This window comes from Chitinophaga sp. (assembly GCF_039596155.1).
In the GTDB taxonomy this organism is placed as follows: Bacteria; Bacteroidota; Bacteroidia; order Chitinophagales; family Chitinophagaceae; genus Chitinophaga.
Window position 1 is genome coordinate 1 of record NZ_JBCNKF010000043.1, and the last position, 13,827, is coordinate 13,827.

Annotated in this window: 14 protein-coding genes; 4 read left to right on the forward strand and 10 right to left on the reverse strand. The window is 46.4% G+C overall.

Annotated elements, in window-relative coordinates; genetic code table 11:
* The coding region (locus ABDW33_RS28630) for a hypothetical protein (RefSeq protein ID WP_343693518.1) at positions 1–508 on the reverse strand (508 nt) is incomplete at its 3' end.
* Between the two features lie 193 nt (positions 509–701).
* Positions 702–2,732 carry an elongation factor G gene (gene fusA / locus ABDW33_RS28635; protein ID WP_343693519.1) on the reverse strand — a complete coding sequence of 677 codons (2,031 nt, stop codon included), beginning with the start codon at positions 2,730–2,732 and terminating at the stop codon, positions 702–704.
* A 590-nt stretch (positions 2,733–3,322) separates the two neighbouring features.
* Between fusA and ABDW33_RS28640 the strand changes: the two genes are divergently transcribed.
* On the forward strand, positions 3,323–3,625 hold the full coding sequence (locus ABDW33_RS28640; RefSeq protein ID WP_343693520.1) for a hypothetical protein: 303 nt from the start codon (positions 3,323–3,325) through the stop codon (positions 3,623–3,625).
* A gap of 3 nt (positions 3,626–3,628) precedes the next feature.
* Here ABDW33_RS28640 and ABDW33_RS28645 read toward each other — a convergent pair whose 3' ends face one another.
* Complete coding sequence (locus ABDW33_RS28645) at positions 3,629–4,573, reverse strand: hypothetical protein (protein WP_343693521.1); 945 nt, start codon at positions 4,571–4,573, stop codon at positions 3,629–3,631.
* Positions 4,574–4,584: 11 nt separating this feature from the next.
* Here ABDW33_RS28645 and ABDW33_RS28650 point away from each other — a divergent pair, with 11 nt between their 5' ends.
* The gene (locus ABDW33_RS28650; protein ID WP_343693522.1) at positions 4,585–5,535 is read left to right on the forward strand and encodes a DJ-1/PfpI family protein; all 951 of its coding nucleotides are present in this window, start codon (positions 4,585–4,587) and stop codon (positions 5,533–5,535) included.
* A gap of 69 nt (positions 5,536–5,604) precedes the next feature.
* On the forward strand, positions 5,605–6,363 hold the full coding sequence (locus ABDW33_RS28655) for a DJ-1/PfpI family protein (protein ID WP_343693523.1): 759 nt from the start codon (positions 5,605–5,607) through the stop codon (positions 6,361–6,363).
* A gap of 125 nt (positions 6,364–6,488) precedes the next feature.
* Here the strand turns inward: ABDW33_RS28655 and ABDW33_RS28660 are convergent, their stop codons facing one another.
* The 7 genes from ABDW33_RS28660 to ABDW33_RS28690 all read right to left on the reverse strand — a co-directional run bounded on the left by ABDW33_RS28660 (position 6,489) and on the right by ABDW33_RS28690 (position 12,750).
* Positions 6,489–7,472 (reverse strand): helix-turn-helix domain-containing protein, encoded by a 984-nt coding sequence (locus tag ABDW33_RS28660; protein ID WP_343693524.1) that lies wholly within the window; start codon positions 7,470–7,472, stop codon positions 6,489–6,491.
* 129 nt (positions 7,473–7,601) lie between these two features.
* The gene (locus ABDW33_RS28665) at positions 7,602–8,072 is read right to left on the reverse strand and encodes a nuclear transport factor 2 family protein (RefSeq protein WP_343693525.1); all 471 of its coding nucleotides are present in this window, start codon (positions 8,070–8,072) and stop codon (positions 7,602–7,604) included.
* A 49-nt stretch (positions 8,073–8,121) separates the two neighbouring features.
* Positions 8,122–9,192, reverse strand: a complete 1,071-nt coding sequence (locus ABDW33_RS28670; protein ID WP_343693526.1) for a saccharopine dehydrogenase NADP-binding domain-containing protein — start codon at positions 9,190–9,192, stop codon at positions 8,122–8,124.
* A 102-nt stretch (positions 9,193–9,294) separates the two neighbouring features.
* Positions 9,295–9,732, reverse strand: coding sequence for a DUF6526 family protein (locus ABDW33_RS28675; RefSeq protein WP_343693527.1), 438 nt, complete (start codon positions 9,730–9,732; stop codon positions 9,295–9,297).
* Positions 9,733–9,792: 60 nt separating this feature from the next.
* Positions 9,793–10,590: an AraC family transcriptional regulator gene (locus ABDW33_RS28680; RefSeq protein ID WP_343693528.1), complete on the reverse strand. Its 798-nt coding sequence runs from the start codon at positions 10,588–10,590 to the stop codon at positions 9,793–9,795.
* Positions 10,591–10,614: 24 nt separating this feature from the next.
* Positions 10,615–12,033, reverse strand: coding sequence for an aldehyde dehydrogenase family protein (locus tag ABDW33_RS28685; RefSeq protein ID WP_343693529.1), 1,419 nt, complete (start codon positions 12,031–12,033; stop codon positions 10,615–10,617).
* Between the two features lie 159 nt (positions 12,034–12,192).
* Complete coding sequence (locus ABDW33_RS28690; protein ID WP_343693530.1) at positions 12,193–12,750, reverse strand: Crp/Fnr family transcriptional regulator; 558 nt, start codon at positions 12,748–12,750, stop codon at positions 12,193–12,195.
* Positions 12,751–12,820: 70 nt separating this feature from the next.
* Between ABDW33_RS28690 and ABDW33_RS28695 the strand changes: the two genes are divergently transcribed.
* Positions 12,821–13,807, forward strand: a complete 987-nt coding sequence (locus ABDW33_RS28695; RefSeq protein ID WP_343693531.1) for an NAD(P)-dependent oxidoreductase — start codon at positions 12,821–12,823, stop codon at positions 13,805–13,807.
* Positions 13,808–13,827 lie beyond the last annotated feature (20 nt).

The window sequence follows — 13,827 nt, forward strand, 5'->3', positions numbered from 1 at the left end:
ACCCCACTGTAAACCCTTTCTCCTTGTCATAAATCTCCGCATCCCCCACTCTCTCCATCTCCGCCTTCGTCGGAATATCCGTACTCACCTTCACCCCACCCACACTCGTAATCATCCTGTCATAACTCCGCTCTACCCTCGAAATACTAAAAACCGCCGGCTTGCTCTCCTCCCTCACTAACTCCGCCTTAAACGACCTCCCCTCCACCGGCATCAACTTCCCATCCGCCAGAAAATATTCCTCCCCTCTCTCCTTCACCTTCACATTCCGATATTGATACCCCTTCGGTGCCGGTATAAAAGGAAAAGCACCAAGATCAAAATTCGTCTTAGGCACTTTATTCATATTAAATGCAGCACGGGCCAATGTAGGGTAAGTCTCCGCAGTATCTGCAGCCACCATCGTGTCAGTAACGGTACTATCTCTATGAACCAACGGTTGTTTATGCGGTTGACAGGCAGGGAGTATGTACAATAAGGGAATTAGCGCACAGAGATACCGTTTCATAGAATGCATATAGATTTGGCTGACTTTAAACAACAATCATGCTAATAATAGTTGGATAGCTAGGGTAACAAATATAATACGCTCATATTCAATATACAAGAGGTCAGCCAAAAAGATTCGGCTGACCTCTGTTCTACACGGCCTTTTCCAGTATCTGGAATCCAGATCACAGAAGGTGGAAAGTAGGATGCAATCAAACCATCACACGCGCCGGCGCCAGCTCATATCCCACAAATGTGATCGATGCCACCGCCCTGCCAGCCGCCAACGTCCTTAACGTCGTCACATACTCAAACAACTCCGCCAGTGGCACATCCGCCTTTATCACCTGGGTGTTTCCACTCATCTCCAGCTGCCGGATCATGCCTCTTCTTCTGTTCAAATCCCCCGTCACTAAGCCGGTATATTCCTCTGGTGTCGTCACCTCCACACTCATCACCGGCTCCAACAACCTTGGCTTCGCCTTCGCAGCCACATTCCTGAATCCCATGATAGCAGCATGCTCAAAATCCAACGCATGAGAGTCATTTTCATGAATCTGTCCATCCAACAAACGTACCCTCATCGACTGCATCGGGTATCCTGATAATACCCCTGTCTTCATCGCCTCTTCAAACCCCTTCTGCACAGCAGGGATATATTCTCTCGGAATCGCACCACCCTTAATCTCATTCACAAATTCAAGTCCGGCCAATCCATCTTCTCTCGGCCCCAACTCAAACTGTATCACCGCAAAACTACCACTACCACCATTCTGCTTTTTATACACTTCCTTGTGGATAACAGAGGATGTAAACACCTCCTTGTAAGCAATCTGCGGTTGTCCCTTCCTCACTTCCAACTGGTAGCTGGTCGCAATCTTTTCAAGCACCACCTCCAGGTGCAGCTCACCCATACCTTTCAGGATGGTTTGGCCAGACGCCGCATCCACACTTACCTGCAGCGTAGGATCCTCATCTACCAATCTTGCCAGCACTTCACCCAAACGATTCGCATCCTTCGCCAGTTTCGCCTCTATGGCATAACCAATCATCGGCTCAGGGAAGTCAATGCGCTCCAGGGAAACCGGGTGCGCAGGATCAGACAACGTATCACCCGTACGTACTTCTTTCAAACCTACTACCGCACCAATATCGCCCGCACCAATTTCTTCAACCGCTTCAAACTTGTCAGACATAATCCGGAGCAACCTGCTGATACGCACTTTCTTATTCGTACGACTATTCCACACCATGTCTCCCGTACGCAATGTTCCTGTATACACCCTCACCAATGTCAGGCGACCGGCATAATCATCCGCCATAATCTTGAATGCTAATGCGGCTAACGAACTTTCACGCAATGAAGTCGTAAGCCCCGCAGTATGCTCCACATGTCCGATCTCCTCAGGAGACGGCAAATAATCCACCACCGCATCCAGCAAAGGCTGTACCCCCTTATTTCTATAAGCTGCTGCCGCCAGCACCGGTATCAATACGCGCCCTAAAGTCGCCTTCCTGATCGCAGCATACAAGTCATCAGTTGTGATACTACCCGGATCATCGGTATATTTTTCAAAGACCGCCTCATCTACCAGCGATAACTCTTCCAGCAATTGCTGTCTCGCCTGTAAAGCTACCTGTTGCAATTCAGCAGGGATCTCAGTCACGGTAAACTGCTTACCATCATCCCCACTCCACACATACGCCTGCATCCGAACCAGATCAATCACTCCCGAGAAATGATCTTCTGCACCGATCGGGATCTGCACGGGCACTGCATTCGCCTGCAACCGCTCCCTGATCTCCTGGACAACACCCGGGAAGTTAGCACCCTGCCTATCCATCTTGTTGATGAGCACAATCCGCGGCACCTTATATTTATCCGCCTGTCTCCATACCGTCTCTGATTGCGGTTGCACACCTGACTTCGCACAGAATACAACCACACCACCGTCCAGCACACGCAGCGAACGTTCTACTTCGGCTGTGAAGTCAACGTGCCCCGGTGTATCAATTAAATTGATCTGATGATCTTTCCAGTAAGTAGTGATGGCAGCAGAAGAAATAGTGATACCTCGTTTCTCTTCCTGCGGATCACTATCCATGACAGTATTCCCTTCGTCCACACTACCTAATTTATGCGTCAAACCCGTGTAATACAACATACGTTCTGTGACGGTAGTTTTACCAGCATCGACATGGGCCATGATTCCTATATTCCTATATTGAGATAAACGTTTCATAAAATAAATGATAAAAAAAAGCGCCTCCCGTTTGGTAACGAGAGGCGCTTGCTATAAGCAAATGCATTCCCTGTTACCGGACTAGCCTGGTAATTACGATGATCAATGTTTTAATTGTCAGGAGCATCATGCTATTAAATAATTTGATAAATACACTAAGATTAAATTGACTCACCGGGGAGACAAGGCTTACCTGAAAACAATAAATGTTACTGATGGGAGTGTGTAGATGATACAACATATCCGGGTGCAAGGCTGCCTCCCCGTCTTAAATAAAGACGATACAAGTACTGGCAATTACTGCCCTTATTACTGTACGATATGTGTTGTGAGTAAACATAGTGCAAATTTATAAATAAAATCTATGAAAACAAAATCCATATAGCTTAGGTAACGTTGTAGCTTGATGTACACCTGGATGATATGGCCAATGCACTTCACGTAAGGTCTACGTGAGCACAAACTAAAACATTACAATAACTTAGGGAGCGGTACTTCCTGATATCCGCTTAACAGGGCAGCAAAGCAGCAGATATAACAATTTTTAATTACAAGGAAATTGGCGCCAATTTTGCCGTAAATTACCCATCATGAGCAAGGATCGGAAATCACCACACATACTCAATACCTCTACGAATTTATTAGGGTTTTGCCTGATCGTATTAACATCGATCAAAGTAGCACATTTCAATAATATCACTATCATTGATGATACTACAGGAATAGCCGCCATCTTATTAATGGCAAGTTGCCTGCTTTCTTTCCTGTCATTGCGCTCCTCCCACCCGCAGTGGAGTGAAAAACTGGAAACATTCGCTGATTATATATTCCTGGCCGCATTAGTCTGCATCAGCATTACCATCATCTTCGTGTCTTTCAATTTATTGACATAAGGGTTAGTTATCTTTATTCGCATCCATAATCTCATCATTTTCGACCTTCAACATGAAATAAGGGAAATTTGATTTCTTCTTTTGTAACATGACCACAAATGGCTTATTAAAAATAAGATTGGGCGGCCGCATCACTTCCCCTGAATCCAAAGCAGCTGCTACGGTCACTTCATCCGCTGCAGCGTCGGCGATCTTCGCCCCTTCCTGTGCTAATATAAAAGACATCTTCTGCCGGGCAGTTTTTATCCGGTAAGCATTTCCCTTTGCCTTAAAATCAATTCCTTCCAGCTCTTTAAAATGCTCCTCTTCCTGGAACTTCAATACCGGGATCTTCAACGAAGCATACTCTTTAATCTTCGTTCCCTTCCGCATAGCCCCCTGGATTTGCTGCAGGATGACATGTAACTGCGCTCCCTTATTAAACCCCTTCGCCAATATAATATCTGAAGACTTATCCTTTGAATCCAGGCTCATTACAAAATGATCTTCATCTCTGTAATACATCAGGTGTGCCTGCCCAATGAGCTCCGGATCATACTCTTCCATCCCAAAAGCCTTTACTGCCTTACCATTGAATTCAAATGGCTCTTTGAGCGGCTGCATGGGTACATCGAAGCCTAATTCTTTCTGAAAATTCACTAACACGGTTATATTGCCACCGTCAATGCTCACATCTCTCTTAAATTCCTTTGACCCTAATATATCCTCTGCAACCGGACTATCATTCATCCACTTCACAGCCTTCGCTTTGTTATTAACCGGCGCACCTATCTGTTGCCTCATCTCATTCCAGGCCAATGTAAAACTCGCAGAAAACGCAATATTCTTATTTGCATCCACCGGCGTCAGTATCGTAGGAACAATCTGTGATCTTGAATAATATCTTGTTTTTTTACAGGCGATCATCAGCACCATGGCCGCCAGCAAATAGGGATATAAAGTTTTCATAACTCTAAGTTATGACAAAAACGGCTACCTTTACCCCGATGCACAACAGGGTCATATTTTTCATAGCCAGTCAAACACATATTCTCGATCTCGCCGGTCCCGTTCAGGTCTTCTACGAATCCGCAGAATATGGACACCCCTATGAAATTATCTACCTCTCCGATCAGCCTGAAAAAGCCTGCTCATCTGGTCTCATGATCGGCAAACTGCAACATATCAACGATATCGTCATCCACCCCGATGATATTATCTTCATTCCCGGATTCCAACTGCAGGCCGATAACCAGGCACTGCATGACTGGCTGATCCACATTGCACACAAGGGGGCAACCCTTTGCTCTGTATGTACCGGATCTTTTGCACTGGCTGCCGCCGGCATTCTCGATGGCCATGGCTGCACTACTCACTGGAAGTATACCAAACGCCTGCAGGAAGAATACCCCCACACTAAGGTCTTCACCAACCGCCTCTTCGTAAAAAGCGGGAATATTTATACCAGCGCAGGCATCACCACCGGCATTGATCTTGCCCTGTTTATCATTGAAGAACGCCACGGGCCCGCCTTTGCATGGCAACTGGCGGCGGAACTGGTAGTATATATCCGCCGGGACGGAGATGATGCGCAACAAAGTGTTTACCTCCAATACCGCCGGCACATCAATAATCATATTCATCAGGTACAGGATTATATTATCCATCACCTTGACCAGAAACTCTCACTGGAAAACCTGGCCGCACAGGTACATACCGGATCCCGGAACCTGACCCGGATGTTCAAAGCCGCCACCGGGATTACTATTGGTCAATATATCGACAAACTGCGGGTGGAAAAAGCTGTTAATTTACTGAAAGAGAAGAATAAGGTCACGATCGTAGCCCAGCAGTGTGGGTTTAAAAGTGTGGTGCAGTTGAGGACAATGGTGAAAAAACATACAGGCGAATTACCTTCCAGGATGTCCTGATACTTTCCTTTCTTGTCCTTTTCCCGCTATTTTCCGTCCCCTACCTTTACCCCATAAAACACCGCCATTATGAAACGGATCATTACAATCATGCTTTTTACGATGTTAACAGCCTTTGCCAGCGCACAAACCTATGTTTGCCCACCCTGCAATGGCCCCGCTTGTGACACGCTCACATTTACCCAACCCGGCAAATGCCCGCATTGCGGCATGAAGCTGATAAAAAAAGAAGCGGAGATGAAGAAACTGAATGTCTGCTTCTACCTGTACGACGGCGTAGAAGTCCTGGATTTCGCAGGCCCCCTGGAAGTATTCTCTTATGCAGGTTGCAATATTTCCATCGTGTCCAAGACCACAGACCCACTCCGTGCACAGGGAGTACTGAAGGTACTGCCTACCTATAGCATTGAAAATGCGCCTCCTGCGGACATCTTTGTCACCTTCGGCGGCAATGACGATGTAGCTGCCAATGACCCGGCGGTAATTAAATGGATCCAATCCAGGATTCCAGACACCAAATACTTTATGTCAGTATGTACAGGAGCGTTTATTCTGGGAAAAGCAGGGATACTGGATCATAAAACAGTCACCACCTTCCACAACAGCATTGAAAACCTGCGGAAAGAGCTGCCTAACAGCACTGTACTGGCCAATAAACGCTTTGTTGAAGATGGAAATGTCCTGACAACAGCAGGGATTTCCGCTGGTATAGATGGTGCATTGCACCTGGTCGAAAAATTACGGGGACATGATGCGGCGGTACAGATCGCTAAACAGATGGAATACGATAAATGGGTGCCAGCCGAAGGACTGGTGATAACGAAATAACAAAAAAAGGGAGCGATGGTCGCTCCCTTTTTTTATTATACAAGTTCGTATTACCTAATTTGAAATTGCAGCTAATTGTATCTTATATATACTGGTTACAACTTCTTCCACCTTGACGTCACCTGTTACACGGCAATAGCCTCTTTATTATATTTATTCCTATACTCCACAGGTGACAACCCTGTCTTCCTTTTAAATACAGTTCTAAAAGCCTTGTTATCCATATACCCCACCTCACTCATCACCTCATTGATATTCTTCCGGCTGGTTTCAAAACCTTTCTTGGCAGCCTCAATTTTTACACGCTGAATATACTCAGAAACAGTATTGCTGGTCGCCTTCTTAAACCGCCTTTCAAAACTTCTTCTCCCCATCGTACAGAGCGAAGCAAGTTGGTCAACAGTAATCCGCTCCTGGAAATTTCGCTCAATGAAATCCTGTGCCCGCTTGATATCCTCATCCAGGTGATCCCGCTGCCCGCGGAACATAATAAACGGTGACTGGCTGAACCGGTCTATTTCAATGGCAAAGTATTTCGAGCAGAAAATAGCCATTTCCCTGTCGGTATATTTTTCTACCAGGTACAAAAGCAGGTTCCAGAAAGAATTAGCACCACCACTGGAATAAGTTCGATGCTCATCAGTAATGACCCTGTCTGATACCATTTCCACATTGGGAAACATTTTGCGAAACAGGTGCTCTGCCTGCCAGTGTGTACTGCATCTTCTACCATCCACCAACCCGGTGGCTGCAAGCAGGAAAGCACCTACACAAAGGCTCGCCACTTCTGCTCCACGCTGGTATTGTGCCCTGATCCAGGGAAAGAAATCACTGTTGGCGGCAATGACATGATCCATTTCCCCATTTACAGCAGGGATAATGATGAGGTCAGTAGAGAAATGATCCTCAATACTCAGATCCGGGGTTACCTTACAGAATCCATCGTATACCATGGCATCGTGGGTCAGGCCCACCAGTTGGATTGTAAATAATGGCTCGTCTCCCCGGTCTGTCAGGAAGCGATTTACATTAAAGAACATTTTGTGTGCGCCTTCAATACAGCCCAGGGACGCGGCACCTCTGGGTACTAATATAGATATGTGTTTCATGGTTGTAGGTAGTGTTCTTCCAACCGTAAGTTACTGAAAATTGTAACTTAATAACAGCTGCTCACTGACCACCTGTACTTTACCCCAATATCTACTGCAGACAATGCCACTGACAATCACATATTCATCCTAATGCCCGATGCTAATCACCCTCGTCGCCTGCCACACCCCATCCTTCCATCTCCATACCTGCACAAACTTCATCTGAGCTACCTCTTCTTTTCCATTCTCCTTGTGAATAAACCGGTGTTCTCCCACCTCTATTGCCCCAAACCCCGGCATAGGATATACTTCCAAAGACCCGCTTACCAACTCGCGCCTCAACCCTGTCGCTTTATTCCACTCAAACATCGCTTTGAAATTCTTCATGGTAGTTGCATAATCCGTCACACCACCACCATCATTATAAAATTCCACATCGGTTGCAAATACCTTTTCCAGCACGGCGATATCATGCGTGTTAAATGCATTGAACATCACACTATCCATATGTGCAATCGTATCGTACAATGCTTTGTCTTTGGGAACATATGCAGACTTTTGGGCGAAGGTTAACTGGCTAAGGGATATGCACAGCAACAATAGTATTTTGTTTTTCATCTTCCTAAGATAAAAAAGAAGTTATCTAAAAGTAAATTTTATTGGGTTTTTATTCAGCTACGATCTCCCTTTTTACCCCCTCTATTTCCATAATTAACGCAGCGCCATAAGCAGAAGCCGGTGTTTGATAACCCGCTTTATACTCGTTATTCAATACTTTCTGCGTGATTAGCAGTGCTGCCATCGCTGTCAGGGTATAAGCTTCCGGCACCACCATATTCGCAGTAAGGGTAGCTCCCTTTGCATTGCTCACCTGTGCCCAGATCAGTGTATTTGTCTTATCACGTGTTGCTTTGTCCGGGCCTGGTGACTGACTTCTCACAATACGATTCGCGATACCCCGTACCAGTTTCGTTTTCAGCAACCAGTTATACGCCCCCTGTCCTTTCAGCAGCAACCAGGCAGCCTTATGGATGTTGATATAGGTTTCAATATTCGGAATACCCGTTGATACATAAGCCGTACTCAGGTCACCCCATGGCAGACTCATTGTAAAGATCTTCTTTTTCATGCCGGGAAACCGTACATACATCCCTCTTTTGCCAACAGGTTCTTCCACTAATTTTCCATCGATCCTGGATAAACCCGGAAGCCCCAGTTTAAGCACCGTGTTGATAGCCGTTCCTCTTGACAAAGAACTATTTAATACTGCAAACGCAATCTTTAATGAACGGGCATCCGGCATTTGTTGCTTCAGCCATAAAGCCAGGCAATCCGTAGGTACTACATCATAACCAGCACCCGGCAGCAGCATAATACCACTGTCTTTTGCCGCATCATCGTAAGTGCGGATCATGTCATAAATAATAGCATCTCCATTCAGATCCAGGTAATGGCGGCGTTCCGCAATACAGGCTTCTACCAATTGCCTGGCTGTAAAGTCGTAAGGACCGGCAGCATTTACCACCACACTTACTTCCTGTAATGCCTGCTGCATGGCGGCTTTATTATCCAATGCAAAAACCCTGACAGGAAGCTTGAGTTCATCCCCCAGTTGCTCCAATGCCTGTTTATTTCTGCCAGCAAGAATAGGGCGCAGGCCGAATCCGGCGGCGTAGCGGGCTATTAATTCCCCGGTATAACCATTTGCTCCATAGAGCAGGAATGAATGATCCAACATGGGAGAAATGTACAAATATTCTTTGTTATACGCTTATATATCCGTTTACTGCATCAACCACCAACGAATCATCACATGCAAAGTCTTCAAAAAAATGCGCTGTTATACTCTCATATAATCACCCTGCCAGTCCTTTACGGAACGCTTAATATCATCAGGGGAGAGATGCTCTGCAATGGCTCTCTTTACCAGGTCAACCAGTTCTCCATCCGATGCAAACCGGAGTGCCAGGATCTGTCCGAGGGAAAGATTACGCTCCAATAGCTCAAACCGCTGGCCAGTGATGGCAAAGTACCGGAATCTTACTTCCAGCCGCACGATCCTGTCCTGTGTAGTAAGGGCATAATGCTGTCGGAGCATGAAGGCTAACCAACCGATGATCAATAACAGGATAGCAATAAAAGTCCATTCTATGACTGAATCAGGATGCTTAACGGCGAAGATGATACTGCTTATTAATCCCACTAAAATCACCGGGTAAAATACAAAGTGATGAGGCGGATAATACCGGATGTGGTTCTGATAGTTTTGTTTTTCCATAACGTAAAAATAAAAAAGTCCTCTTCAACAGAGGACTTTTTAAGAATATAATCTCAACCATCACGCCCTCACCCTGGATGGCGCTACCCCATACACCTTCTTGAACAGGAACGAAAAATGCGACAGATCCTTAAATCCTACTTCCAGGTATACATCCGTCGACTTCCAACCTTTCTCCTTAATCAGATAATAAGCATCTTCCAACCTTTTCTGCTGCAGCCACTTTCCCGGAGTTGTATGAAACACTTTCTCAAAATCCCGCTTGAATGTCGCCAGACTCCTCCCTGTCAAATAAGCAAACCTGTTGATATCCACATTGAACTTATAATGCTCATTCATATATGCCTCCAGGTCAATCTTACCCGGTGCACTGAAATCAAATAACAGGTTCTTCAATTCAGGTTTTAACTGCAATAACAACATCGCCGCTTCCTTCACCTTCATTAACGTTAGCATCGGGTGATGCGCACCTTGCCCATCTATATATGGCTGCAATGAATCTCTGTAATGTGTCAATAACACGTGCTCCGGTAAATGAAAATTCTTCTCTCCCTTGAAAGGGCCCTCCGCCTTCAACCCGGTTTCCTGGCTCAAACTATGCAGCAACTCCTGGTCTATCCGAATACCGACCGTCTTAAAGTCACCGCCCCCCGCAGGCGGGATCTTCACAAACTTGGCTAACTGGTTCCTGGCAAAGAACCTGACATCTCCTTCCTTAAACACATAATGCTTACCATCTAAAAATACCTCCTGCGTACCGGCAATCACATATCCCAGGGAATGCTCGCCGATGAAATTCTCACCCTCCCTGCTCACATGATGGTAACAAGACACCAGTATTCTTTCTTTTTCCAGCATAAGTTGCAATTAATATGATAGCACCTAATCCCTGATAATTGTCTTCGGCTCCACATACTCTTCCAATCCAAAGATACCATATTCTCTCCCTATACCGGACTGTTTAAATCCACCAAACGGTGCCAGCGGATCATGCTGCAAACTATTCACCATCACTCTACCTGCTACTATCTGCGCTGCTACCTTCCGCGCCCGCTCTTCATTCGTACTGCTCACATACGCCGCCAATCCATAAGTTGTATCATTAGCCATCGCGATCGCCTCTTCCTCTGTACGATAGGTCAATACAGCAATCACCGGCCCGAAAATCTCCTCACGGGCTATCTTCATATCAGGTGTCACATTCGTAAAGATAGTCGGCTTCACAAAGTTACCACCTTCCAGTCCTTCCGGATGTCCGGGACCACCTGCCAATACTTCTGCCCCCTGCTCAATACCTGACAGGATATAAGACTGTACACGCTCATATTGCTTCACACTCACCATGGGCCCAATCTCTGTAGTGGCATCCGCTGGATCACCCACCTTTACATTCGCTACCGCTTCTTTCAGCAAAGCCTTCGCCTCATCCAACCGCTCTGCAGGCACCAGCAATCTTGTACCTGCTATACAGGCCTGTCCATTATTCATAAAGCCACCCATGACGGCCATCGGTATCGCCTTCGAAAAATCAGCATCATCCAGGATGATATTCGGCGACTTCCCACCCAGCTCCAGCGTCACTCTCTTCATGGTATCTACCGCACCTCTGGCAATCGTCTTACCTACCGCTGTAGAACCGGTGAAAGAGATCTTCGCTACATCCGGATGACGGGTCAACTCAGCCCCCACTACATTTCCCAATCCATTGACGATGTTGAAAATTCCCGCAGGCAGCCCCGCCTCATGAAATGCTTCCATGACGATCGCTGTCTGCAACGCACTCATTTCACTTGGCTTTATCACCGCCGTACAACCAGCAGATATCGCAGTAGCCAGTTTGCCGCAAATGAAGTTCGCATTCGCATTCCACGGTGTAATAATCGCAACCACACCCAATGGCTCCATCCTTACCTCCGAACGGCCCAATTTGCGCTCAAATTCAAAGTCTGTCAACACCTCCTGCGCATGCAAAAAAGCATCCAACGCCATCTCCGTACTTGCCTTTGCACGGGATACCGGTGCACCATATTCCTCTATAGAAGCCGCCGTGAGGTCATCCACCCGTCGCTTCAAAGCATCGTATAACTGCCGGAGATAATTCATCCTCGTCTCTTTGGTAGAAACGGAAAAGGTTTTAAACGCTTCCTTCGCACTCGCAATGGCCAACTGAGTATCTACCTCGTCTCCCAGTCTTACCTGGCCAATCACTTTATTTGTTGCCGGGTTAATCAACTGAAACATTTCCTGTCCATGTGGGGTAACAAACGCCCCGTTGATATAAATCTTATCTATCGTTTTCATAATTGATATTTTGATAGATCAAAGGTAGGACGGGAAGGGGTCACGCTGTTTTGTTCTACAGCTCAAATCACTTTGTTATAAGGGTCATTTTACAACAGCTCATGTATGGCCGTTAGCTGGATCATCTATCACCTGACAACTCATCTATCACCTGGCAACTCATCCATCTCCTTTCAGCAACCTGTTCAAACTTCTCACACTGATTCCCATGTACCCCGCCAGGTCCTGCTTTGTAAACTCAATCTGCTGGGCAGCCAGCATCTCCTGCAATCTGGGCAGCAATTCCGCCATCGTATATAATTGCAGCCTCGCCATCTTCACGGAAGAATTCGCTACCCGGGTCGCCAGCAACCGCATCACTAACGTATTAAAACCCGGCACTGTCTGCAAAAAATAATGGAACTGCCCGACCCCCATCGCATACAAACTCACGGGCGTTACTGCCTCTACACCACACACCGTACGGGTACCCCGTATCGCCTCTACCTCACCCAACATCTCTCCTTCTCCCAGGAACTCAAGTATATATTCCTTGCCATTCTCTTCCGTTATCAGCGGCTTCGCCACGCCGGACCGTATAATATATACCTGCAGGATCTCCTGGTCCTGGTATATAAACCGCTGCCCGGCCTCGAACTGCCGCGATGTGATAGCTCCACCCGCCGCTGGCAGCATGCTGTTGATTAATTGTAATAAGTCAAGGTTTGTTTGAATCATATTGTAACTTAAGACAAATGTCCCGGGATTCTTTTTTCCCTGAGGTAAATTTACATTCTCAATTGATTATATGAAAATACTCATCACTGGCAGCACCGGACATCTTGGCGAAGCACTCGTCAGAACCCTCTCCCCACAGGGGCACGACATCGTAGCCATTGACATACAACCGTCTTCATTTACTACGCATACCGGCACTATCTCCAATCCAACCTTTGTGCAGGAATGCATGAAAGGTGTAGATATTGTACTCCACACGGCCACCCTGCACAAACCTCATGTAGGTACACATTCCCGCCAGGAATTTATTGACACCAACATCACAGGTACCCTACAATTACTGGAAGCTGCAACCGCCAATCATGTAAAAGCTTTCATCTTTACCAGTACTACCAGCGTATTTGGCGATGCCCTTATTCCACCTCCCGGCCAACCAGCCGCCTGGATCACGGAAGATGTGATGCCGCAACCCAAGAACATCTATGGCGTTACAAAGACTGCCGCAGAAGATCTGTGCCAGCTCTTTTACCGCAATCAGCAACTACCTGTACTTATCCTGCGCACCTCCCGCTTCTTCCCAGAATCAGATGATAATAAAGGCATGCGTGATGCATTTGCAGATGATAATCTTAAAATGCTGGAATACCTGTATCGGCGTGTAGATGTAGAAGATGTGGTGACTGCACATATCGCAGCCATGCACCACGCACAGGAGATTGGTTTTGGTAAATATATTATCAGCGCGACCACTCCCTTTACACAGGCTGATCTTCCATTACTAAGAGATCATGCCCCCGATGTGATCAAACAACTCTATCCCGAAGCTGCAGGCATCTTTGCGCAGCACAACTGGCAATTCCTCCCACACCTGGACCGGGTATATGTCAATGAAAAAGCACGCAGAGAATTACACTGGCAGCCACAACACGACTTTGGCTCCCTATTGCAGCAACTAAAAATGGGGCAATCTATCAAAAGTAAACTGGCAGATATAATCGGGAAGAAAGGGTATCATTCAGAATCCTTCACTGAAGGACCTTATCCGGTGAATCACTGATAAGTGATCATTCAATATTA

Excerpts from the sequence above, each read along its gene's own strand:
- fusA (WP_343693519.1), bottom strand. The coding sequence starts at position 2,732 with ATGAAACGTTTATCTCAATATAGGAATATAGGAATCATGGCCCATGTC.
- ABDW33_RS28640 (WP_343693520.1), top strand. The coding sequence starts at position 3,323 with ATGAGCAAGGATCGGAAATCACCACACATACTCAATACCTCTACGAAT.
- ABDW33_RS28645 (WP_343693521.1), bottom strand. The coding sequence starts at position 4,573 with ATGAAAACTTTATATCCCTATTTGCTGGCGGCCATGGTGCTGATGATC.
- ABDW33_RS28650 (WP_343693522.1), top strand. The coding sequence starts at position 4,585 with ATGACAAAAACGGCTACCTTTACCCCGATGCACAACAGGGTCATATTT.
- ABDW33_RS28655 (WP_343693523.1), top strand. The coding sequence starts at position 5,605 with ATGAAACGGATCATTACAATCATGCTTTTTACGATGTTAACAGCCTTT.
- ABDW33_RS28660 (WP_343693524.1), bottom strand. The coding sequence starts at position 7,472 with ATGAAACACATATCTATATTAGTACCCAGAGGTGCCGCGTCCCTGGGC.
- ABDW33_RS28665 (WP_343693525.1), bottom strand. The coding sequence starts at position 8,072 with ATGAAAAACAAAATACTATTGTTGCTGTGCATATCCCTTAGCCAGTTA.
- ABDW33_RS28670 (WP_343693526.1), bottom strand. The coding sequence starts at position 9,192 with ATGTTGGATCATTCATTCCTGCTCTATGGAGCAAATGGTTATACCGGG.
- ABDW33_RS28675 (WP_343693527.1), bottom strand. The coding sequence starts at position 9,732 with ATGGAAAAACAAAACTATCAGAACCACATCCGGTATTATCCGCCTCAT.
- ABDW33_RS28680 (WP_343693528.1), bottom strand. The coding sequence starts at position 10,590 with ATGCTGGAAAAAGAAAGAATACTGGTGTCTTGTTACCATCATGTGAGC.
- ABDW33_RS28685 (WP_343693529.1), bottom strand. The coding sequence starts at position 12,033 with ATGAAAACGATAGATAAGATTTATATCAACGGGGCGTTTGTTACCCCA.
- ABDW33_RS28690 (WP_343693530.1), bottom strand. The coding sequence starts at position 12,750 with ATGATTCAAACAAACCTTGACTTATTACAATTAATCAACAGCATGCTG.
- ABDW33_RS28695 (WP_343693531.1), top strand. The coding sequence starts at position 12,821 with ATGAAAATACTCATCACTGGCAGCACCGGACATCTTGGCGAAGCACTC.